Source organism: Psychromonas ingrahamii 37 (genome assembly GCF_000015285.1).
GTDB lineage: Bacteria > Pseudomonadota > Gammaproteobacteria > Enterobacterales > Psychromonadaceae > Psychromonas > Psychromonas ingrahamii.
This window is the reverse complement of sequence record NC_008709.1, coordinates 2,969,582-2,993,431: the sequence shown is the minus strand read 5'-3', so window position 1 is coordinate 2,993,431 and position 23,850 is coordinate 2,969,582. Positions and strand designations below refer to the sequence as shown.

General features: G+C 40.5%; 23 protein-coding genes. 11 read left to right on the top strand and 12 right to left on the bottom strand.

What is annotated here, in order from left to right:
* Positions 1 to 99: 99 nt before the first annotated feature.
* From PING_RS12610 to PING_RS12555, 12 genes are all read right to left on the bottom strand, one after another.
* Positions 100 to 459, bottom strand: a complete 360-nt coding sequence (locus tag PING_RS12610; RefSeq protein WP_011770736.1) for a PilZ domain-containing protein — start codon at positions 457 to 459, stop codon at positions 100 to 102.
* Between the two features lie 23 nt (positions 460 to 482).
* Entirely contained in the window at positions 483 to 1,154 is a 672-nt protein-coding gene (locus tag PING_RS12605) for a M15 family metallopeptidase (RefSeq protein ID WP_011770735.1), read from the bottom strand.
* Positions 1,151 to 2,284, bottom strand: coding sequence for a succinyl-diaminopimelate desuccinylase (gene dapE, locus PING_RS12600; RefSeq protein ID WP_011770734.1), 1,134 nt, complete (start codon positions 2,282 to 2,284; stop codon positions 1,151 to 1,153). Before dapE ends, PING_RS12605 begins: the two co-directional genes overlap by 4 nt.
* A gap of 10 nt (positions 2,285 to 2,294) precedes the next feature.
* Positions 2,295 to 2,645: an ArsC family reductase gene (locus PING_RS12595; protein ID WP_011770733.1), complete on the bottom strand. Its 351-nt coding sequence runs from the start codon at positions 2,643 to 2,645 to the stop codon at positions 2,295 to 2,297.
* Positions 2,646 to 2,760: 115 nt separating this feature from the next.
* Positions 2,761 to 3,270, bottom strand: coding sequence for a PTS glucose transporter subunit IIA (crr, locus tag PING_RS12590; RefSeq protein WP_011770732.1), 510 nt, complete (start codon positions 3,268 to 3,270; stop codon positions 2,761 to 2,763).
* A gap of 85 nt (positions 3,271 to 3,355) precedes the next feature.
* A complete protein-coding gene (ptsI, locus tag PING_RS12585; protein ID WP_011770731.1) occupies positions 3,356 to 5,077 on the bottom strand; it encodes a phosphoenolpyruvate-protein phosphotransferase PtsI in 1,722 nt (573 codons plus the stop codon).
* A gap of 121 nt (positions 5,078 to 5,198) precedes the next feature.
* On the bottom strand, positions 5,199 to 5,456 hold the full coding sequence (locus PING_RS12580) for an HPr family phosphocarrier protein (protein WP_011770730.1): 258 nt from the start codon (positions 5,454 to 5,456) through the stop codon (positions 5,199 to 5,201).
* A gap of 534 nt (positions 5,457 to 5,990) precedes the next feature.
* Positions 5,991 to 6,962 carry a cysteine synthase A gene (gene cysK, locus PING_RS12575; RefSeq protein ID WP_011770729.1) on the bottom strand — a complete coding sequence of 324 codons (972 nt, stop codon included), beginning with the start codon at positions 6,960 to 6,962 and terminating at the stop codon, positions 5,991 to 5,993.
* 175 nt (positions 6,963 to 7,137) lie between these two features.
* On the bottom strand, positions 7,138 to 7,389 hold the full coding sequence (locus PING_RS12570) for a hypothetical protein (protein ID WP_157035364.1): 252 nt from the start codon (positions 7,387 to 7,389) through the stop codon (positions 7,138 to 7,140).
* Positions 7,390 to 7,537: 148 nt separating this feature from the next.
* A complete protein-coding gene (gene sbcB / locus PING_RS12565; RefSeq protein ID WP_011770727.1) occupies positions 7,538 to 8,998 on the bottom strand; it encodes an exodeoxyribonuclease I in 1,461 nt (486 codons plus the stop codon).
* A gap of 566 nt (positions 8,999 to 9,564) precedes the next feature.
* Entirely contained in the window at positions 9,565 to 10,389 is an 825-nt protein-coding gene (locus tag PING_RS12560) for a TIGR01459 family HAD-type hydrolase (RefSeq protein ID WP_011770726.1), read from the bottom strand.
* A 763-nt stretch (positions 10,390 to 11,152) separates the two neighbouring features.
* A complete protein-coding gene (locus PING_RS12555; protein WP_011770725.1) occupies positions 11,153 to 12,037 on the bottom strand; it encodes a DMT family transporter in 885 nt (294 codons plus the stop codon).
* 793 nt (positions 12,038 to 12,830) lie between these two features.
* On the opposite strand from PING_RS12555, the gene PING_RS12550 reads away from it, so the two are divergent.
* The 11 genes from PING_RS12550 (at position 12,831) to PING_RS12500 (ending at position 23,824) form a co-directional block, all read left to right on the top strand.
* On the top strand, positions 12,831 to 13,622 hold the full coding sequence (locus tag PING_RS12550; protein WP_011770724.1) for a transporter substrate-binding domain-containing protein: 792 nt from the start codon (positions 12,831 to 12,833) through the stop codon (positions 13,620 to 13,622).
* Positions 13,623 to 13,648: 26 nt separating this feature from the next.
* A complete protein-coding gene (locus PING_RS12545) occupies positions 13,649 to 14,317 on the top strand; it encodes an amino acid ABC transporter permease (protein ID WP_011770723.1) in 669 nt (222 codons plus the stop codon).
* An 11-nt stretch (positions 14,318 to 14,328) separates the two neighbouring features.
* A complete protein-coding gene (locus PING_RS12540) occupies positions 14,329 to 14,979 on the top strand; it encodes an amino acid ABC transporter permease (RefSeq protein ID WP_011770722.1) in 651 nt (216 codons plus the stop codon).
* Complete coding sequence (locus tag PING_RS12535) at positions 14,966 to 15,694, top strand: amino acid ABC transporter ATP-binding protein (RefSeq protein ID WP_011770721.1); 729 nt, start codon at positions 14,966 to 14,968, stop codon at positions 15,692 to 15,694. Before PING_RS12540 ends, PING_RS12535 begins: the two co-directional genes overlap by 14 nt.
* Before the next feature lie 30 nt (positions 15,695 to 15,724).
* Entirely contained in the window at positions 15,725 to 16,543 is an 819-nt protein-coding gene (locus PING_RS12530) for a MurR/RpiR family transcriptional regulator (protein ID WP_011770720.1), read from the top strand.
* Between the two features lie 72 nt (positions 16,544 to 16,615).
* Positions 16,616 to 17,623, top strand: coding sequence for a bile acid:sodium symporter family protein (locus PING_RS12525; protein ID WP_011770719.1), 1,008 nt, complete (start codon positions 16,616 to 16,618; stop codon positions 17,621 to 17,623).
* A 12-nt stretch (positions 17,624 to 17,635) separates the two neighbouring features.
* Positions 17,636 to 18,832, top strand: a complete 1,197-nt coding sequence (locus tag PING_RS12520) for an amidase (RefSeq protein ID WP_011770718.1) — start codon at positions 17,636 to 17,638, stop codon at positions 18,830 to 18,832.
* The gene (locus tag PING_RS12515; protein WP_011770717.1) at positions 18,829 to 20,400 is read left to right on the top strand and encodes a gamma-glutamyltransferase family protein; all 1,572 of its coding nucleotides are present in this window, start codon (positions 18,829 to 18,831) and stop codon (positions 20,398 to 20,400) included. Before PING_RS12520 ends, PING_RS12515 begins: the two co-directional genes overlap by 4 nt.
* The gene (locus PING_RS12510) at positions 20,397 to 21,629 is read left to right on the top strand and encodes a pyridoxal-phosphate-dependent aminotransferase family protein (protein WP_011770716.1); all 1,233 of its coding nucleotides are present in this window, start codon (positions 20,397 to 20,399) and stop codon (positions 21,627 to 21,629) included. Before PING_RS12515 ends, PING_RS12510 begins: the two co-directional genes overlap by 4 nt.
* A 33-nt stretch (positions 21,630 to 21,662) precedes the next feature.
* The gene (locus PING_RS12505) at positions 21,663 to 22,898 is read left to right on the top strand and encodes an allantoate amidohydrolase (RefSeq protein WP_011770715.1); all 1,236 of its coding nucleotides are present in this window, start codon (positions 21,663 to 21,665) and stop codon (positions 22,896 to 22,898) included.
* A gap of 74 nt (positions 22,899 to 22,972) precedes the next feature.
* Positions 22,973 to 23,824: a DUF5718 family protein gene (locus PING_RS12500; RefSeq protein ID WP_011770714.1), complete on the top strand. Its 852-nt coding sequence runs from the start codon at positions 22,973 to 22,975 to the stop codon at positions 23,822 to 23,824.
* Positions 23,825 to 23,850 lie beyond the last annotated feature (26 nt).

The following is a 23,850-nucleotide window of genomic DNA, read 5'->3' as shown; positions in this document are numbered from 1 at the left end:
GATAAGTTTGAGGTTTGAATCAAAATGCGTCTATACCCTATAAATTGTTAATTAAGCAATAGGGTATAGCACTATGTCATAGATAATAATTGATCTGTATTAGACATTAATTGATTCATTTGTCTTTATTTTATTCGCTATATCAAGTTCAATAATACGTTGCAAATGAGCCAAATTGTCTACACTTACCGTTAAAAACTTAATGCCTAAAACACCTAGTCGTTGATGCACAATCATACCACTCAATTTGAGCTCGATGTCTCCCCCTTCCTGTGTTAACGTCATGCGGACGTTATCATCTGGAAGACCTGGCCAAGTGTCAGGACATTCAATTGAAGCTCCCTGAGCCGTTATATCTAATATTTTAGTCTGCCATGTTTCTAAATCTGTTGCGCCTTCACGGCTCAATATACAAGACCCAATATGTTGAACACGTGGAAATTCCCGTTTTTCTTTCATAACCTTCCTTTTTTATTTCGTTATTAGGGTGTTCCTATATTACAGATAAATTGCTCATATATAATGGGCAATTGTTCGCATATAAGCGATTTAGCCAATACATTATGGTGTGAAATTGTTCCTTCTATAAGGGACTGATCCAATTGTTCAATAGCCTGCTGAGCAATTGGAAAATAGCTTATATGCCAAGGTTCAATAGCCACTCCACCGTTATATTTTTGGTACGGTCGATAAAATCCAAAGGATTTCATATTCTCTGAGAGCCATTGAGAGAGTTCAAAAAAGTAGCCTGCTTCACTGTATTCACTGACAGTTAATTGTAATTTTTTTCCCGCCGGAAGGCAATTTGGATCAAAAATATCAAAATCGGTTCCCCAATGATGGCGACTGGTACCCGGTAAAGCAGACCAGTGGAGAATGGCAAATAATTTTTCAACCTCAGAGAGTGTCTCTATTGCTAAGGGGTGCCCATCTTTATTCAATATCTTGGTTTTGCCTGAAAATTTATTATTCCAGATTAATTGCTGCCGTTCAAAACTACGAAATCCACTGGCTATTTGCAGATTAAATCCGGCTTTTTGTGCTGCGAGTTGCAGTCCCTTAAAAGCAGAGACAACCTGTTTATGCACATAAAGATCATCTGAAAGTTGGGTCAAATGTGAATACACTTGACCGGTTAATTGCTCAGCTATCATGTTAACAATTTTTCCAGAGTCAGCCGGTGAATATGTACCAGCTCCTCCAGGTCGGCAATTTTTACTGATTCATTCACTTTGTGAATGGTTTTATTGCCGGGACCCAGTTCAACAACTTGCGCTCCTGTCGGTGCAATAAAACGTGCATCGGAGGTCCCACCACTGGTGGAAAGCTCAGTTGTTAATCCATTGACAGCAAAGATAGCCTCACTTACGGCATTAGTCAACGAACCTGGTTGGGTAATAAATGGTGAGCCGTTATAAGTCCACTTAATCTGGTAATTAAGCTTATGTTTTTGCAAAATAGCTACCACACGTGCAATTATCATCTCGGCTGTTAACTCGGTCGAATAACGAAAATTAAACTGAATCTGTGCTTCTCCAGGAACAACATTACTCGCGCCCGTGCCAGCATTAAAATTGGTTACCTGAAAACTGGTTGGTGGGAAATACTTATTACCCTTATCCCACTCCATCTGTGATAACTCAGTGAGCGGTCCGATGCAGGTATGAATAGGGTTTTCGACCATGTGCGGGTAAGCCACGTGACCCTGTACGCCATTAATGGTTAAATCGGCCGTTAATGACCCTCTGCGACCATTTTTAATAGTATCACCCACATGCTCTGTGCTTGAGGGCTCTCCAACAATACAATAATCTATTTTTTCATTGCGCGCTTCAAGTGTTTCAATTACGCGCACTGTGCCGTTGATAAAAGGTCCCTCTTCATCGCTGGTGATAAGTAAGGCAATGGAACCCTGGTGATCCTGGTGTGCTTTGATGAACTGCTCTAACGCAATGATAAAAGCGGCAATACCACTTTTCATATCCGCAGCGCCACGGCCAAATAAAAAACCATCGACAACGGTTGGCTCAAAGGGAGGGTAAGTCCAATTTTCTTCAGGGCCGGTTGGTACCACATCGGTGTGTCCCGCAAAACAAAAAAGCGGTTTTTCTGTGCCTCTGCGTGCCCATAAATTGGTAGTATCTGCAAAGATCATTACTTCACACTCAAAGCCTAATTTTTCAAGTCTAGATATTAATAACTGCTGGCACCCTTCGTCGCTTGGGGTAATCGAACGTCGGCTTATTAAGTCTTTTAAAAGAGCCAAAACTGGGCTGTCTGACATAATGTTTCCTTTATAATGAAAATAGAGTTTGGTAAGTATCGATGTTAAAACCTAGCTGATAGTGATTATTATGGCGCAGAAGAGGGCGCTTGATTAATGTTGGGAATGCTATAAAGAGTGCGATGACAGTTTCGGCAGATAAATTTTCTTTCTGTTCAGCCGTCAGTTGCCTGAAGCTGGTGCTGCGTTTGTTAATAAGATCTGTCCACTCAATATTTTCTAAAAAAGAGTCAAGCAGGGTTTTATCTAAACCGTCTTTACGGTAATCATGGAAAGTATAAGGTAAGTTGTTTTGCTCAAGCCATTTTCGGGCTTTTTTAACGCTATCGCAATTGGGAATGCCATAAAGTGTGGTGTTCATTTTTTACTCGTTAGCAATAATAGTTAAAATATTGTAACAATTAATAATAATAAGATCAGCACAGAAACTAAAAGAGTCGCATCAGCGACTCTTTTAAAAGTTAAAAAAATTTCGTTTATTTAACTATTTTAAGGACAGGATCAATTCCAACTACAACAGTACCAGACATTTTTTGCAGTTCTTTAATTTCATCCATGTTTGAGATAACAATAGGCGTCAGGATTGATTTTGCTTTTTCAGTCAGAAATGCAAGATCAAACTCAATAATGGTATCACCCATTTTTACTTTTTGGCCTTCTTCAGCAATACGTGTAAAACCTTTACCTTTCAGCTCAACAGTATCAATACCGAAATGCACAAAAAGCTCAATACCCGTGTCAGATTCAAGCGAGAATGCATGATTTGTTTCAAATATTTTACCAATTGTTCCGTCACAAGGAGCAACCATTTTGTTGCCGGTAGGACGAATGGCAATACCATCACCCACTATTTTTTCAGCAAAAACAACATCAGGCACATCTTCAATCGCTACAATTTCACCAGAAATTGGCGCAATCAGATTGATTGTGTTTTCAGTTGCAGTGTTACCTGAAACCGCTTTTTTTAATGAATCAAAAAAACCCATAGTCGAACTCCCTATTATTGTTAATAGTTATATTTTTTAAATGAACTATTTTTGTTTTTATATACATTGTAGTTCGTTTAAATATTTAGTTAATACCTTTAGTTTTGTTGAAATCTTTAACTAAGGCTTCAATTTCAGCTGCTGTGGCGACTGATAATGCTTGATCAGCAAGTGCTTTTACGTCTGCATAATTAGTGTTACGGATAATTTTCTTAACCGTTGGAATAGACATAGCACTCATGGAGAACTCATCAAGGCCCATGCCGACTAACAATAATGTCGCTTTTTCATCACCCGCTAATTCGCCACACATACCCGTCCATTTACCTGCCGCATGAGAAGCATCAATCACTGTTTTGATAATGCTTAATACAGAAGGTGTCATTGGATTGTAGAGAGCAGAGATAAGTTCATTACCGCGGTCTACAGCAAGGGTGTATTGGGTTAAATCATTTGTGCCAATACTGAAAAAATCAACTTCTTTAATCAAGTGATGCGCAATAGCTGCCGCTGCCGGTGTTTCGATCATAACACCGATTTCGATTTCTTTATCAAAATCGACACCTTCTGCAGTAAGTTCCTCTTTCAGTTCATCCAAAATCTCTTTTAGTCGACGAATTTCTTCAACTGAGATTATCATCGGGAACATAATACGAATTTTACCAAATGAAGATGCACGCAATAAAGCACGTAATTGAGGATTCATTATTTCTGGTCGATCGAAACAGATGCGGATTGCACGCCATCCTAAGAAAGGATTCATTTCTGTTGGCAAATTAAGGTAGGGTAAATCTTTATCGCCACCAATATCCATTGTACGTATAATACAAGCTTGACCATCCATTGCTTCAACAACGTCTTTATAAGCTAAAAACTGTTCTTGTTCAGTGGGTAACTGGTCACGATCCATAAATAAGAATTCAGTGCGGTACAGACCAACACCCTCAGCACCATTACGTTTTGCACCTTCAGTATCTTTAACACTGCCGATATTGGCACAAACTTCCACATGATGATCATCAAGTGTTACTGCAGGCAAGTCTTTCAATTTGGCAAGTTCAGCTTTATCAGCCAAGAAGCCTGCTTTGATGCGTTTCGCTTCTTCAATTTCCGCATTCGTCGGATTAATAGTAATTTTATTATTAAGTGCATCTAAAATGATTAAATCACCATTTTTTACACGCTTAGTAATATTTTTTGTACCAACGATCGCAGGAATTTCGAGGGAACGTGCCATGATTGAAGTATGTGATGTTCTGCCGCCAATATCAGTGATAAAACCCAGCACTTTATCAAGGTTGATTTGTGCTGTTTCTGATGGTGTTAAATCATTAGCAATTAACACAACCTCTTCAGTAATATCACTTAAATCAACAATTTTGATACCCAGTACATTTTTCAGTAAACGGTTACCGATATCACGAAAATCAGAAGCACGTTCACGTAAGTAAGGATCTTCTAGCTGTTGAAGCATGTTGGCATTTTCTTCAAAAATAGAATTAATCGCAACATCAGCACTGCATTTATTTTCACGAATGTGGGAAACGATATCTTCTTCTAGCTCTTCATCATCAAGTAGCATCAGATGGCCTTCAAAGATCGCCTCTTTTTCTTCGCCAAATTTTTCAAGTGCTTGTTGTTTGATAATTTCAAGTTGAGCTGATGTTTTTGCCCGCCCGTCTTTAAAACGTGCGATTTCTTTATCAGAATCACTCACTTTTGCCTTATTAAGGGTAATTTCATCTTCCTGTAATAATAATGCCTTCGCTATTGTTATACCAGGAGATGCTAGAATGCCAGATATCATAATCCATCCTTTAAAGTTCTAATTAAAATTTGGACTCTTTCTATAAGTAATTGTAATTAAAAGATTATTTTTCAGTAATCCAATAAGAAAGAGCCTAAAATTTACAAATTATACAATGAAATTATACCAAAGTGGCCATTAGTTCAATCAGTGCTTCAACGGCTTTTTGTTCATCGCTACCTTCAGCTTTAATGTTTACTTCAGTGCCCTGAGTTAATCCTAACGTTTGTAGTTTAAAAAGACTTTTGGCACTCGCAGATTTTTCACCAACTTCAACCGCAATGACAGATTCAAAAGATTTAGCTTCTTTTACAAATTGTGCTGCTGGACGAGTATGAAGGCCGTTTGGTGCAGTGATAGTTACTTTTTGTTCAAACATAGTGATGTCCTAATATTATGAGAAATTAGTTGTTATTTTATCACCTTACTAAATCATAAGGTGATGTGATAATAAAGAAATATTGTTGTGTTACTTAAAATAACCAATAAAGTTAACTCGGGTGTTAATCTAGGTCAAGTTTTTGTTTGCCAGTTAGTTATTAAGGGTTAAAACCTTATTATTAACGGGCAGATGACATTGGTTATTCTAAAAATGATGAGGATACTCCGTAAAAACGGTGAATAGGTCAATATATTTTTGCTTAGAAGTGATAATAATTTCATTTCACTGTGTTTTTTTGTGATTTGTCTTGTTAAAAAGGGGCGAAAAGGGGGTTGACAAATGATATTTTCTAAATTTGGTGGGATATACCCAAATCAGTCTAGGTTGCTGCTCATAGCCTCTTAGCAGTACCGTTGAAATGATACGAGTGAATCTAAAGGTATACCAGAAGCAGTTGCTTCAGTTGTCTCTAGACTCGCTCAAAAGTCGCGAGGAAATGCTTCACTCACAACGCTGTTATTTCAACACAGTCTATATTGAAGGGAAATTTTCACCTTCAAAAGCACCTGCAAAAAGTGCGCTTGATAAATAACGTTCAGCTGCACTTGCTAAAATAACAACAATGTTTTTGTCTTTAAATTCATCTAGCTCGGCTAAACGAGCAGCAGCAACAACGGCAGCGCCCGATGAAATTCCTGCTAGAATACCTTCTTCTTCCATTAAACGACGCGCCATTGCGATTGAATCTTCATTACTGACCGCTTCAACACGATCAATTAAAGAAAGATCTAAATTCTTTGGAATAAAACCAGCGCCAATACCTTGAATTTTATGCGGGCCAGGTTTGACTTCTTCACCGGCGAGCGTTTGTGCAATCACCTGAGAGTTTGTTGGCTCAACAGCAACACTAATAATTGCTTTACCTTGAGTCTGCTTAATATAACGACTGACACCTGTGATTGTCCCACCAGTACCCACTCCAGCAACAAATACATCGATTTCGCCATCGGTATCATTCCAAATTTCAGGACCTGTTGTTTTTTCATGAATTTCAGGGTTAGCTGGGTTATCGAATTGTTGTAATAACAAGTATTTAGAAGGATCTGTACTCACAATAGCTTCAGCTTCAGCAATCGCACCTTTCATACCTTTTGCGCCATCGGTTAATACTAAATTAGCCCCTAATGCTTTTAATAACTTACGACGCTCAATACTCATTGTATTTGGCATCGTTAAGGTGATTTTATAACCACGTGCAGCGGCAACAAACGCCAGCGCAATACCGGTATTTCCACTTGTAGGCTCAACAAGTTCAACATCTTTAGTTAACGTGCCTTTCTTCTCTGCGTCCCAAATCATGTTTGCACCAATACGGCATTTAACACTGAAGCTTGGGTTACGGCTTTCTATTTTTGCAAAAACATTACCAGATGTAACGTTATTTAAGCGGACCAGAGGTGTTTTGCCGATAGCTTGTGAATGGTCACTAAATATGTTTGACATGTCATTCCCTTTTTTTATTGAATATTTATTAATATTGCAGCAATATTGCGACAATATAGTAGCATCTCGAATATAACGGATCTATTGATTGTGATGAAATGAAATTTTGTTATAGCATATAGGATTTTACGATAACTTAGCATTATAGCGTTCTATACCCCGCTTGTTATTGATTTTAAATAAAAAATTCCAGTTTAAACCCCTCTGCATTGGTTGGAATAGCAACAACTTGATAATAAGCATTTCTTTTAAATGTACTTTTGGCTATTGAAGTATTAAAAGACAGTTTTTGATAAAAAGAGGTAAATATGGAGTCCAAGTATAAATAGGTTGCTTCCGGAATTTGAAAAGCAGGATTTAAATAAAATGCCGTAGAGTTTTGTTTAATCCTTTTCTGATACTGATACTGAGCCTGTAATGAATTCATCTGCATTTTTTGGCAAAACAGCACATTGCCAGGAAAGAAGCTAAAATAATAATAAGTTTGATTACAATCTTAGCTTGCTTTTCTAGTGATTAAAATATGAATTCGTTTTACTCATTAAATCTTAATTAATTTTAAGGTTAACAGTTGCTTATTCATAGTTTAAATAATTCAAATAATCATATAGTTGCTTCAATAATTCTATTTTTTCCGGATTGCTCTGATTTTCAAGTGCAAGCGCTTCAAGTTTTTCAATATAGGCTTCACTGTTTTCTAATAAATAATTTTGGCGGTGCCTTGCCCATTTCTCCTGCTCTGCTACATCCAATGAATCTGGTGCATTTCTGGCCCTGTAATGCCATAATAGTATGCCTAATCGGTCGTCTTCAAAGTTGAATTCTTTATTACCTAACGCTGGCCAAGTGCTGTTACAAACTTCTTCGCTTAGCGCTTTGTCTGCCGCAGACAAGAATCCTCCGCTATATAACATCTCCTCCACGGATTTATTTTCCGTACTCGGCGTTTCCTGTATAAAAACCTTTTGTAGTTTTTCTGCAAGTTCTGGCTGGTTACTTAAAAAATCTAATGAACGTCGACATTGTTTTCGATCAATCCCCAATTGATCGGCACGTTCCTCGGTTAATGTTTTTGCCGGTGCAATAATAGGACATTTATTAATATGGATTAATTTTATGGCGGGTCGTTCAATGCCTTCCGGTAAATCAATACTGGGGGTATATAAGTAGGTTTGTATTTGTTCTATCGAAAGTGTTGCTAACCCGCTTAAATCTTTATTTAAATCAACGACTATAACGGCATTTTTATTAGAAGGATGTTGCGTGATAGGCATCACGTAGGATGCGCAGCCTTGGAGGGCTGGAAACATTCCCGAAACATGCACTACGGGTGTATTACTCCCCAGTTTAAGTTGCGCCATAACATTATTTTTTTTACGCAGGCCAAAGAAATAATCATAGAGCTTAGGATGTGTTTCTTTTATTAACTTTGCCATGGCAATGGTGGCATAAACATCTGACATTGCATCATGCGCTTGTTGGTGCGCGAGGCCATTTTCTTTGGTTAACAACTCTAAACGAAAGGAGGGTGCATCATTCTCATCGACGGGCCAATTTATACCCTCAGGACGCAAAGCATAACAAGCTCTTACCAGATCGATAATATCCCAGCGCGAACAGCCATTTTTCCATTCACGCTGATAAGGATCGCGAAAATTTCGATACAGCGTAAAGCGCGTTATTTCATCATCAAAACGTATATTGTTATAACCCACAACACAGGTGTTTTTCTGGCTGAACCGTTGATTAATAAGCGCAATAAACTCACTTTCTACCATGCCTTTTTGTAATGCACGTTGTGGTGTGATCCCGGTAATTAAGCAGGCTTCAGGATTTGGAAGGTAGTCATTGGGCGGTCGGCAGTACCATTCATCAGGTTCAGAGATAATATTTAAATCGAGATCGGTACGAATACCGGCAAATTGAGCAGGGCGATCTGTTCCAGGATTAAGTCCAAAGGTTTCATAATCGTGCCAGTATAACGTAGGCTGATCGCCGGTGTTTTTTTGTGTTGTTTCTTGTGCTGAATTACTCATTTAAAACCTTGTTTTTTAAAGTGTTTTTTTATTTTGTTTTATTCTGTTACTTTTTATGCGCTGCCGTCTGCTAATTTTACACTCAGTTTTAACTTACTTTGCATTACAGTAGACTATATTATTGGATTCAAAACTGCGCATTATCAAGGCTCCTTATATTGGAATCTCCGACATATCTGACCGTGATGGTTTAATTGTCCGTATCACTAAAAATGCAGTGGTTACTTTTAATCTTCGTTTTTAATGGCTTAGTAACGCTAAACCTATATTGCTTGACCATTTCAGAGATTAGACTAGCTGAGGCACGAGAGCAAGTCATTAAGCACAGGTGTGCGGTGTGTGATGGTGATGGTCCCAGACATTTACTTAATAATAGTTTTGCACATCCATTATTAGGCAATGTTGCTAAGGAATATTTAATATTACGCATTGATAGAGACCTGAGTGAAAACGCCATCTTTTAATTGCTACTTTGATGCGCCGTTACCGTACAGGTGAATGGGTGGCGCTATTGCTGAGAAGTTTGTGTGTGGCACTTCACTATTTTATTGCTTAATCTTTTACAATTAGTCCTTAAACCAGTCAGTACAATAACTGGGTTTAACAGAAAATGTATTGCATAAATTGACAATACTTTTTTGATCGCTAATCTCCGTCGAGTGAATGCCGCTAGTAATAAACAAACTGGATATAGAGGCGCCATTTGCACCCGCAATATCGTGTTCTAAGCTATCACCGACGGCAATTGCACGATCCCATCCGCCCACTAATTCATTGCACATCTTATAAATGTCGCTCTGAGGTTTTCCATGCCAGTGTACAATCCCACCCATCTCCTGATAAGCTTTTGCAATGCTTCCCGGACAGATTTTTAACGAGCCGTCAGGGTTCATGGCAACCAGATCTGGATTACTAACCACTAATTCAAGATTCCTTTGATAAGCTAATTTTAAATCATTCGTATAATGGCTAAGATCTCCACGAGCAACGCCACAACAGAGAATAAATGATGCATCTTGAATCGCCGACTCTGTTAATCCACAATCTTCGAGCACACTAGCATCTTCATCCCAAGAGAAAAATAAGGCATTTTTACCAAGCGCTTTAAATTTTCCTGAATTGAAATTGTGACGCATATGCTCACCGGAAGTTAACACATCGAGATAGAGCGCGCGGCTAATGCCTGAGTCTTGTAAACGTGTATGAGAAAACTTTCCTGTATTACCGCTGTTAGAAAGAATCACTACTTTCTTGTTATGCTCTTTTAAAAATTGTAATGCCTGAATAGCTTCTGGAAATGCTTCGCCGCCGTTGTGCAAGACTCCCCATTGATCTAAAATGAAGGTATCAAAGTCATTGATTATATCTTTAAGGCCATTAATTATTTTCACTTGAGAGGATTCCTGTTGTATTAATAGCGATGGGATAAATCGCCAGATTTGCTCTTACTAGGGCGGAATAGTCCGTTCAGCAAGGAGATTTAATTCATATATTGTCAAAGCTGAGGTGAAATTTGAATTGTCCGGGCCCTGAATAAAAAAGTGACAGAACTAAAAATCAATACTACACCCTATGGCACTAAAGGGTACTATCAACTTAGCAATAACCTTTGAAATCATGATGTACACTAATGATGAATAATACTAATAATGACTCAGGTTATTGTTATCTGGCACAAATCATTAGTCATATTGTTTGGTTTTACGCCCTATTTACCTTTAGTTTCAGCTACATAGAAGAGTTGCTTGCTGATCGACATGTCATTGTAAGCTAACAAACTATTTGGCAGTGGTGTATCTAAAAGGGGCCGAGGGTCACCCATTAGTAAGTTCTGGTCAAGCTGGTATGTAAGCTTCCTTGGTTTTTTTTAACCAAATATTAAATTGTACATGAACTGCTAATTTGTTGCTTATTAATACACACTTAAAAAATCACAATGTTGGTGTCAATATGCACCAGTCACCTATTTGGCTTTTTATTATTGGGAAAGTAAGCCTTATCTCATCGAAAGCTTCGATTAAAACACTTCGAAGATGACAACCTTGAGCTGTCATATTCTTATCCCAAATTTAGGTTAGAATGGCTTAACTGTTCAATATACTTCTTCCTTGGCAAAATATATTTTGCAGTTTTATAAAATCAGCCCTGCAGTCTTTATTTTTTTTGATTTTTTTTATTCAGATAGTGAGTAAATAAAGGAGACAGTAGGGAGGTTAGAATCATTGCCACCATCAGTGAGTATTGATAAAAACTAAAAGACTCTCCAAGCAACAATAAGCCCATTAAAATCCCGGCTACCGGGTTGCTAATGCCGGCAAAAGTAAATTCAACCACTGTCATGCGGCCTAATAACCAGACATATAAGCTATAAGCTAAAACCGTATTAAGCAGGATCAGCCACAGTAATCCCAATCCGTTTAAGAGGTTAAAATTCTGCCACACATTAATATATTGTGTCGGTGAAATAATGGCCTGCAGACTTGCTACAATCGCTAACAGACTTCCCCCTAAAATTAATTGCCAGGATAAAATCGTCCACCAGTGAATGTGCTTACTTAAAGATTTAGTGATATTGCTGCCCAGCACAATACAAGTTATCGCGCCTGCCAATGCCAGTAAACCGAGACTGCTCAATTGTATTTTTTGTGGATCAAATAAATGCCAGGCTAAGATTATCAATAATATTCCGGAGAGAGTTTGTACTTTAGTGGGGGACTTTTTATAAATAAGCCAATGGAATAGCATCGCAAAAACAGGTACATAAATCATACCCATACTCGAGATGGCCGAAGGCAGAGTTTGTGACATCACAAATAATAAGCTAAAAAATAGCGCAATATTAATGGCACCCAGACGCAGTAAAACAGCCCAGTTATTAGGTTTGGGTAAGTTGGGTTTAATCATTAATAACAGTAAACCCGCAGGCAAAGCACGCAGCGCACCCAGTAGCAGTGGTGGCCAACCCTGAAGGCTGTATTGCGTGACGGCATAGGTCGTACCCCAACAAAAAGCCGCCACCATCGCCAATATAATATTCATATTTTTATCTCTATATATCTTTACGCTAAGAGCCTGACTGAGAATAGAATGCACTAGTGCAAAAAACCAAAGTTGGTCGCTTTTGGAAGCATGTATATTAAATTTTAAAAAATATCCACAGTGTGACATTTTTTGTAACCCATTTCTAATGTCATTCCCATTTTTAATCTTCTAGCAAATATCAAAAATACGATCGAGGTAATAATCAGTTACGAATATTTTTCGGTATTGAAATTAACTTCAGTTGGATTATAAATTTAATAATATTTATATGATCATTTTAAAAGATTTAGCGATTTGGGTTCTATTTTACCTCTCAATAAAATCAGATATGGTAAGTATACGAATACGGAACCTAGCATATTGAGTTGCAGCTAATATTTGTGATAAATCTTCGTTCATATTACATCCTCCTCAGTAAAATTAATGAAATTGCTATCAGTTATGTCTGCCAGTGGTAGCTGACAGGTAGATTAAAATCGTAACATTATCTTGAGCTGCCAATGCCAGTTTCGTTCACAAGTCATAAAGCCTTATATAAGTAGGCCAGAAATCAGGTTTGGTCTTTAATATCGATAATTTTTTCTTCTTAAATCTATTTTTTAGCACCAAAAAAGTGCTCTCTTGCACCATCTTGTGTTTTCTTGTTTTCCGAGTGCTTTAGTCATTTAAATTTAACTGATTGTTTTTAAATAGTTTAAATTTTCAACCTCTTTTGGCGCGATTGTTGCAAGTATCTTATTTGCTGTTCCAATCGTTTTGTTTTTTTATTGTAGTTATACGGAGATACCAGATGAAATTATGTAAAGTATTAGGAAATGTATTCACCTCTTTATTGTTAGTGTTTACGATCCACTCAGCGCAAGCTAATCAGCTCGAATCTATTAAAAAAGCGGGGGTGTTAAGAGTGGCTGTCCCACAAGATTTTCCACCTTTCGGCTCTGTTGGTACTGATTTCAAACCTCAAGGTTATGATATTGACATGGCTGCCTATTTAGCCGATGAATTAAATGTGGAGCTTGAACTTGTTGCTGTCACCAGCGCTAACCGCATACCTTACCTACAAACACGTAAAGTGGACCTGGTGATATCGAGCCTGGGTAAAAATCCAGAGCGCGAAGCTGTTATTGATTTTAGTTCAGCTTATGCGCCATTTTTCCTTGGTGTCTTTGGTACCGATAATGAAATGGTGTCTTCGCCAGCGGATCTTAAGAATAAAACAGTCGGTGTTACCAGAGGTTCAGTGGAAGATCTTGAATTGACTAAACTGGTCTCCTCAACGACGACTCTGCAACGTTATGAAGATAATAATGCAACATTATCAGCCTTTTTATCTTCTCAAGTGAGTCTTATTGCGACAGGTAACTTAGTGATTGCTGAAATTGCCACTCGCTTTCCAGAAAAAGCGCCTAAAACAAAATTTTTATTAAAAAATTCACCTTGTTATATCGGTGTGATGAAAGGTGATGCTGTATTGCTTAAAGAAATTAATCGTCTTGTTGCTAAAGCTAAACAAGTTGGTGTACTTGAAGGATTTTCACAGAAATGGTTAAAAGCCCCATTTCCTGCAGACCTCAGCGCATAACTTACTGACAATATAAGCACTTTTCTATGAGCTATAATCTTGATTTTTATGGGTTGGTTCCTTATCTGCCACAGTTTGTGGCAGGTGTAGGTACAACAATACAACTAACGGTTATTTCTACCGTTTTAGGGTTAATACTCGGAACATATTGTGCGGCAGGGCGTATTAGTAAAGCGCGTTGGTTAAATTGGATTTGCGCTGTTTATATCGAAGTGACGCGAAATACGCCCTTTATTATTCAATTGTTTTTTATCTTTTTTGGGCTGCCCGCATTAGGGATTAAGCTTTCTGCATGGCAGGCAGGAATGATTGCGATGGTGTTTAACTTAGGTGCTTACAGTGCCGAAATTATTCGCGCAGGTATTGAGGCAACGGCAATAGGCCAATGGGAAGCGGCAAAAACCTTAGGTCTTACACACCGCCAAATTTTTATGCATGTTATTTTGCCACCCGCCTATCAACGGGTTTATCCGGCACTGGTCAGTCAATGTATTATTGTGATGTTAGGCTCCGCCGTGGTGTCACAAATATCAGTCGAAGAACTTACTTTTGCGGCAAACTTTGTTCAATCGCGCAGTTTTTTGAGTTTTGAATCTTATATGTTAACAGCGCTGATTTACCTTTTTTTAGCGATTTTAATGCGTCAACTATTCTCACTGCTGAAAAAATTCATCTTTAAATCATCTGCTGTATAGGAAACAAAATAATGATGCAATTTACAGACTGGGATATTTTAAGAAATTTATTGTTTGCAGCGCGTTGGACATTGCTGCTTTCTCTCTTTGCTTTTATTGGCGGAGGCCTGGTAGGGCTGGCTTTGACCTTTATAAGAAGTATTAAAAATCCGTTTCTGACCAAACTGGTGCAAATTTACGTGGAGTTATTTCAGGGAATTCCATTATTAATGCAACTGTTTTTAACCTTTTTTGGTTTGTCTTTAATTGGCCTTGATGTTGATGCCTGGTCTGCCGCTATTTTATCACTGACTTTATTCAGCAGCGCTTTTTTGCATGATATTTGGCGTTCATGCATTGAAGCCTTACCTAAAGGTCAATGGGAAGCTTGCAGAACATTAGGCCTCACTCATGTGCAAAGTATGCGTCATGTCATTTTTCCTCAAGCTATAAAAATGGCAATTGCACCCACCGTTGGATTTTCTGTGCAGATTGTTAAAGGCACGGCATTGGCATCGATTATTGGTTTTGTTGAATTAACCAAAGCGGGCACCATGCTAAATAATGCCACATTTCAACCCTTTAAAGTATTTGCGCTGGTCGCTTTGCTGTATTTCGTTATCTGTTTCCCTTTGTCTGTTTTAGCCCGCTATCTGGAGAATAAAAATTATGTACGTCGTTAGTGTTGATAAGATCCATAAATATTATGGTGAGAACCATGTGCTAAAGGGAATTAATTTAAAGGTTAAAGCAGGAGAGGTGATTTCCATTATCGGACGCAGTGGTTCAGGTAAAAGTACTTTATTGCGCTGTATGAACGGATTAGAAGAGTTTCAGCAGGGCGCAATTATTGTTGATAACCAGGCTGTTGAAAATGACGAATTTAAATTACGTTTATTAAGCCGCAGTGTTGGCATGGTATTTCAAGGATTTAATCTTTTTCCGCATAAAACCGTGGGCGAAAATATCATGCTTGCACCGGCTTTGGTCTTAAAGAAAACCCCGGAAGAATGCCGTCAATTGGCTAAAGAGTTACTTGAGAAAGTGGGCTTAAGTGATAAATTTGATGCCTATCCAGCTAATTTATCCGGGGGACAGCAGCAGCGAGTTGCTATCGCTCGCTCGCTGGCTATGTCACCTAAGGTTTTGTTATGTGATGAAATTACTTCTGCGCTGGATCCTGAGTTGGTTGGAGAAGTATTAAAGGTTTTAGAGAAATTGAAAGCAGAAGGCATGACCTTAATATTAGTGACCCATGAAATGAACTTCGCGCGCAATGTGGGTGATCGTGTGGTGTTTATGAATCAAGGAAAAGTGTGGGAAACAGGGCCAAGTGATGAAATCTTTGCCAATCCGCAAACGCCAGAATTGCAAAGCTTTATTTCAGCCGTAAGATAGCATTCTTTATTTTAAATTAGGACAAAGGTCATGACACCCACGAACAATCCGTTGAGTGAGCGAATTACTAAAAATTATGCTCAATTGACAAAAAATGATCAACGTTTAGCCGATTATCTGCAGATTAATCCAGAAAAAATATTGATCCTGTCGACCAATGAAATTGCTGAAGCATGCTTGGTATCAAAAACCAGTGTCAGTCGTTTTATTCGTAAATTGGGTTATGAAGATCATTTGGCGCTAAGAAATGAACTGCTTGCAGCCAGGGATAAAGGAGAGCCTTTATCTGTTACCGCACTTGAGGACTCTGAATTTCGTCAGGAAGTGCACTCATTAGAGCAATTATGGGCACAACTGAGCGGAATGAATCTGGAGCAGTTAATTAAAAAAATAGCCACCGCCAAACGCGTTAAGATCATCGGTTATCGTAATAGTTATCCGCTGGCACTGCATTTTCGCCAGCAGCTGATGCAATGCCGCTCTGGCGTTGATCTGCTGCCTTTACCCGGGCAAACGATAGGGGAGGATCTGTCCTCTATCGATGAAGATGACTTTATTATCATTATTGGTATTCGTCGCCGGGTGAGTAATTTTGCCAATATTATTAGCCAACTGTCCGGTCATGACTGTTTGCTTATCACCGATCAATCCGGTCAAAAATATGCGCAAAGTGTGTCGCATTTTTTAGTCTGTTATATGAATAATCAGGCACCTCTTGACAGTTATGCCGTACCGATGAGTTTGATTTCTCACCTAGTGAATAAAACCTATCGCCTGTTGAGCAGCGAAGCGGTCAAAATAAGCAGAAAAATCAGCATGAATTATTCCAAGCTCAATGAGCTGGAATGATTTTAAATACTATCAATATCAATATCAATATCACTATCACTAGCACTTTCACTTTAATAAGCCTGTAATATTATGAATATAATAAAAAAAATAAAAAAAGAGTGGTTTTTGGTCGGCATGGTTGCCGCTATTTTATTAGCGATAATAACCCCTGATGTGGGACGTTCTGGTGGTTTTATTCACCTTAATCAACTGACCGGTATTGGCGTGGCTATCGTCTTCTTTCTCCATGGTTTAGGTTTGTCACCTGCTGCGATCAAAGCCGGGATTAGTAACTGGCGATTACATATTTATATTCAGCTGGCAACCTTCTTGCTCTATCCCTTAATTTGGGTCGTATTCGGTGACAGTTTTCTTGCCTACATGCCGCCTGCATTGGCATTCGGTTTTTGTTATCTTTTTGTGCTGCCAAGTACGATTTCCTCTTCCGTAGCAATGACTAGTGTCGGCAGAGGGAATGTGCCGGGCGCTATCTTTAATGCTTCTCTCTCAAGTATTCTGGGTGTTTTTATTACCCCGTTATTAATTCAGCTTTTTATGGGTTTTGAAGGAGTAGAGCTGGATCTAATGGCATCGGTTATATCCATTTCTAAATTACTTTTACTACCAATGATTGCAGGGCAAATTGCCCGGCCTTTTCTGCTTGCTCTGGCTGAAAAACATAAAAACATCGTCGGTAAGGTGGATAAATACGTCATCTTACTGATTGTTTATAACGCTTTTTGTGATTCAGTTGCTAATGGAATTTGGCAGGAATTTTCACTGGGATTATTAGTGACATCCTTTGTGATTTGTACTGTGATTCTTTTGACCATGGTGCATTCGCTGCAGTGGGGGGCGCGTCGTTGCAAGTTTGATTTACCCGATGAAGTTGCCGCCGTGTTCTGCGGAACGAAAAAAACGCTGGCTGCAGGTATCCCTATGGCTAAAGTTATCTTCGGTGCTGATCCAAAGCTTGGCATGATTCTATTACCTATTATGCTTTATCACCCTATACAAATTTTCTACTGCGCAATGTTGGCTAACCGTTATGTAAAACAAAGTGAAAAGAACCAACAGCTAGCGGCTAAGCAGCCATAAGGAAGGTTAATAATGAATGGATTGATAGATAAGGACAGCCGTGTTTATTGCCGGCAGGGGCCGCAAAGGCTATTGCCCATTAGCGAGGGTTTACTGTCGGGTTATACTTTTGTTTTTAAAGATTTGTTTGATGTCAAAGGTTATGTTACCGGCGCGGGTAATCCGACCTGGCTTGAGACTCACAATATGGCAGAGCAAACATCGCCACTGATTTTAGCGCTGTTAAGTCAAGGAGCAAATTGCGTTGGGCGAGTACAAAGTGATGAGCTTGCTTATAGTTTAAATGGTCAAAATATTCATTACGGTACTCCTGTTAATCCTATCGCGCCGAATTGTCTTCCGGGTGGATCATCCAGTGGCAGTGCCGTAGCTGTTGCCAGTAAGGATGCTGATTTTTCTATTGGCACCGATACCGGTGGTTCGGTTCGTGTACCCGCCAGTTACTGCGGGTTATATGGTTTAAGGCCGACCTTGGCAAAGTTTAATCTTGAGCACTGTTTTGAGCTGGCAAAGAGCTTTGATACTGCGGGTATCTTTACGCGAGATCTGGATTTAATGCATAAAGTATTCGAGGTGCTTAATGGCGCACCGGTTAAGGGGGAATCTGCCCAAACTCTTTATCTGGATAAGACTCTGGCAGCGCAGCTTAGTGATCAGCGTTTAAAGCGTTTACAAGTTTGCTGCATTGAGGCTGGGATCACCCTGCTTAATGGTGATTTTCTGGCTAAGTATCATCTTAGCCTTGAAGCCATCAGTTTGTTATTTCGCACTGTTCAGGGTTATGAAATCATTGCAAAGCATCGCGAGTGGTTAGCTGAGTTCGGACACAGTTTAGAGCCTTCTATTTACCAACGGGTGGAATGGTCACGCACGATCAGTGCAGAGCAATATACCCAGGCTAAAAAACGTCAAACAGATTTCAGGCTGCAACTGACCGTTCTGCTTCAGCAGCAAGGGGGGTTGTGGTTAGTGCCAACAACACCTTCAGGGCCACCAAGCCTCTCTCTTGCAGGCGATCAGCTGGCCAAGTATCGATCGAACTTAATGGGACTCACCAGTATTGCAGGGCTGAGCGGTTTCCCGCAACTGCATCTGCCTATCAAGGGCCTAGAAGAAGGGCCCTGCGGAATATCACTGTTAGGTCTGCCGGACAGTGAAGGAGATCTGTTCGCTACCGCGCAACAGTTAATTCAAGGAAAACAATTATGAACTATCAATCAGCATTTAGCGCATCGCATTATCAAGCCACTCAAACAGGTCAAGCTATATTAGATGCAGGAGGCACTGCAAGCGAAGCGATGGTTGCAGCCGCTGCAATGATCACCGTGCAATATCCGCATATGAACAGTATTGGCGGAGATAGTTTTTGGCTGATTTGCCATCCGGGCAAAGCACCGATTGCTATTGATGCCTGTGGTGCGGCGAGCCATTCTATTGATGTAAATGCCTACCGTGCCAAGGGCGGTGAACTGCCCGAGAGCGGTGGCGAATCGGCTATTACTATGGCCGGTACTATCTCGGGCTGGCAAAAAGCATTGCAGATTAACGGCGGTCAGCATTCACTCAGTGAACTGCTTAAGCCTGCTATAGAGGCTGCTGAACAGGGTATTGAAGTGACGCAAAGTTTTGTTGACGCCAGTGAAAAAACCTTCGATCGTCTGCACGCACTTGATGATTTTGCCAATCTTTTTTTAAATCAGTCCAAAACCTTAAAAGTAGGTGACAATTTAGTTAACCCGGAGCTTGCTGCAACGTTAACTCGTCTTGGCGAAGTGGGATTAGATGACTTTTACCGTGGTGAAATCGCAGAAAAAGCGGCACTGGATTTAAGTAAAGCCGGCAGCCCGATTACGCTCGATGATTTTCATATCCATCGGGTAAAAGTGATGGAGCCACTGACGGTGGAAATATCCAAAGGACAATTATATAACTTTGGTGCACCGACTCAGGGACTGGCTTCGCTGTTGATTATCGCTATTTATGATCAACTGGTAAGTACCACCGGTAATGAATTTGAGCACATGCATTTGCTGGTTGAAGCAACCAAACAGGCATTTATTATTCGTGACCGATTGATTACCGATGAGGCCTGTTTAAGCCAACCATTACAAGATTTACTCAGTGAAAAAATGATTCGTGAGTGTGCCGATCGTATCTCATTAGAGAAAGCACAACCTTGGCCGCATCAGGCAAAAGTGGGTGATACGGTTTGGATGGGAGCGACGGACAAGTACGGTACTATGGTGAGCTTTATTCAAAGTATCTATTGGGAATTTGGTTCGGGAGTGGTATTACCAAGCACCGGTATTTTATGGAATATCCGCGGCAAAAGTTTCTCCCTTGATGCCGATCACCATAATGTTTTAGCGCCAGGTAAAAAACCCTTTCATACCCTTAATCCTGCCTATGCAGAGCTGCATGATGGCAGGCGCATGGTGTATGGAACCATGGGCGGTGAAGGGCAGCCGCAGACTCAAGCCTGTCTGTTTAGCCGTTATATCTATCAAGGGTTGAATCTCCAGGATGCGATCGCAAAACCGCGTTGGTTACTGGGCCGCACTTGGGGAGATACGACCAATAATTTACGTTTAGAATACAGCCTTTATAAAGCTCACGCGGCGCAGCTAAGTAAGCTTGGTCATGACGTCACTTATGTGACAGATAATAATGAATTAATGGGGCACGCCGGTGCAATTGTTATAGACTCGCAAGGTCTAGCCTGTGCAAGCAGCGATCCCCGCAGTGATGGAAGCAGTTTACTTGGAGATGTTTTATGAGCACCAGCGACCTTTTTGAAACCCTTGATCCACCGCAGCGTTTACTAATGGGGCCTGGCCCAATTAATGCTTATCCGCGTGTACATCAAGCTATTTCAGCGTCACTGATTGGTCAGTATGATCCGGTGATGACAGGTTATATGAATCAGGTGCAATCTTTGTATCGTGGTGTGTTTGAGACGAATAACCAGCAAACATTACTGGTTAATGGTACCGCGCGTTCGGGCATTGAAGCGGTATTAGTGTCGGTATTACAACCGGGGGATAAAGTATTAATCCCGGTAATAGGACGTTTTGGCCATTTGCTGTGCGAAATAGCGAAACGTGTTGGTGCACAAGTAAAAACCATTGATATTGAATGGGGTGAAGTGTGCTCGCCGGAGCAAGTGGAAAAAGCGATTAAAGCATTTCAACCAAAACTGTTCGCCACGGTGCAGGGTGATACTTCGACGACCATGAATCAACCTTTGGCGGAAATTGGCGAAATTTGTCAACGCCACGGCGTCTTATTCTACTGTGATGCCACCGCCTCTATTGCCGGCAATGAGCTGAAAATAGATGAATGGCATCTTGATGCTGTATCCGTGGGCCTGCAGAAATGTCTAGGAGGGCCATCGGGCAGCGCACCCATTACCTTAAGTGATCGCTGTGCCGAGGTTATTAATCGCCGCAAACATATTGAGGCAGGTATTCGTGCCGCTCATCATGTTGAGGGCTGTGATGCGATGATTCAATCTAACTATTTTGATCTGGCGATGATCATGGATTACTGGGGCCCTGAGCGTTTGAACCATCACACGGAATCAACCAGCATGTTATATGCAGCACGTGAATGTGCGCGTCTTTTTCTCGAAGAAGGGGTGGATAAAGTGATTGCCCGTCATCAACAAGCGGGTGATGCAATGGCATCCGGCCTGCAGGCAATGGGCTTAACCTTATTTGGGAATCAGCAATATAAAATGAATAACGTGGTCGGTGTGTATATTCCACAGGGTATTGATGGCGATAAAGTGCGTCAGCAACTCCAGCAGCGTTTTGGTATTGAAATTGGCACTTCGTTTGGGCCCTTACATGGCAAGGTTTGGCGTATTGGCACTATGGGTTATAACGCCCGGCAGGATTGTGTTTTAACGACTTTGGTGGCGTTGGAATCTATTTTATTAAAATATAAAGTGAAGGTTAGTTCAGGTCAGGCGGTGTTAGCTGCGATGGCGCACTACCGCGATTAAATGAACAATGGTAAATATGGAAAAGGAGACGCTATGATAATGGAAGATGGCGCCAGAAAAATTATGCAACAATCTGATCAGCTTGCTGTATTCAGCTCAATGCAGGGCGGCTTAACACGTGCTTATCTGACCCCTGAACATGCGCAGGCACACCAGCAATTAGGGTCATGGATGGAGCAGGCAGAACTTGAAACCTGGCAGGACAGCGTAGGTAATCAATGGGGGCGTAAAGTTTCTGCTAACCCGACATTAGCCACCTTAATTATTGGTTCACACAGCGATACGGTTGCCAATGCGGGAAAGTATGACGGCAATTTAGGGGTATTACTGGGTATTGAAGCTTTGTCTGCTTTGGCGGAAGTGGCATTACCCTTTCATGTTGATGTGGTGGCTTTTGCCGATGAAGAGGGCACGCGTTTTAATACCACCTTGATTGGCTCAAGCAGTGTGGCAGGTTGTTTTCAACCTGAATGGTTAAATGTTAAAGACAAGAATAATCTGACCATGGCAGAAGCGTTAGTTAATTTTGGTCTGCCTGCTAATCTGGCTGGCAGTGATGCACGCAAGCCACAGGACACCTTAGCTTATTTAGAAGTGCATATTGAGCAGGGTCCGGTATTGGAAGAACAGGATTTAGCCGTTGGTGTCGTGACCGGCATTGCGGGCGCAAAACGTTATCAATTGACCCTCAGTGGAATGGCCGGGCATGCCGGTACTGTGCCGATTGATATGCGCCAGGATGCACTCTGTGGCGCAGCGGAAATGATCCTTGCCATTGAGATTTTTGCGCAGCAGCATGATGTCGTTGCGACGGTCGGGAAATGTGACGTTAGTCCTGGTGCCGTCAATGTTATCCCCGGTGAGGTGCTGTTTACACTGGACATTCGTAGTCTGAGACAAGCGACATTAGAGTCCTGCAGCGTTGCATTGCTTAAGCAGTTGGAGGTGATTGCGCAACGTCGTAATTTACAAATGCAAAGTCAGCAATTGTATCAGGCGCAGGCGGTTCCCTGCGCTGAAAAATTACAGACATTGTGGGGGAGCGTTGTTGAAAAAAAAACCGGGCAGGCGGCATTTTATCTTGCTAGCGGCGCAGGCCATGATGCCATGGTGATGACCCAAATCACCGATATTGGCATGTTGTTTGTACGCTGTGAAAAAGGCATCAGTCATCATCCCAGAGAGCAGGTATTACAAGACGACGTTGGTATTGCACTGGATTGTTTAATCGGCATGATCAATAAAATGGCTGGCGAATACACGAACTAATTCATTAATGCGCTTTTATTAATAAAATAATAAAGGCACTTGACGTTAAACTTAAAGACAATAAAAGTGACTTTATGACGGATCCTAAAAAATTATTCACCCCTTTATTTGGTCTGGGTATTGCCGGAAATTCGGCAGGTCATTTACAGCAAACAGGCGAGATAAATGGGTTAAGTGCAATTGATGACGCAGCAAAACCGCAAGCCTTATTTCCCTTTTTTGTCGCCAATGCAAAATCCGCTTATCTCACTTGTATGCCGTATTCATCGACTCAACTGCACTTACCGAAGGCGCTGGACGCTAAGGTGCAAATGGAGGCGGAATTAGGGCTCAAACTCGCTGTCGTTTATAATGCAGAGGGTGACGTCACGCAGCTTACTGCTATTTCGATGACAGTTATCAATGATGCCACTTATCGAAATGCCAGCGTAGGCAAATTAGCGGAGAAAAAAAACTGGGGCATCGCGACTAAAGGTATTGCTGAACATGACATTCCGATTGATAATTTTGTAGAGGGCGGTGAGCTTGATCATTTTAGACTGTGCGGATTTCATCAATCTAATGGACAATGGCAATTATGTGGGCAAGATACAGCAATTACAGAATACACTTATTTTTATCAGGCATTGCTGCAGTGGTTATTAAAACAAATCCGGCAACAACAGGATAAAAACGCACTGCATAATATACAAGATCTACTCTCACAAGCTGATTATCCAGAGCAAATTTTAATCTCGATCGGTGCAACCCGTTACAGTGATTATGGCGAGCAGCATTATCTATCATCTGGAGATCAATTGGTTGTCGCATTGTATGACAGCAGGGCTTATCATTTTCAAACGCTAGTAAGCCTGCTTGAAAAAACTGGGTCTTTGAAGGGATTGTCCAACAATAAAATCATTTTTCTACAACAACAAGTTGTTTGAAATAATCGGGTTGTCACCGATACTAG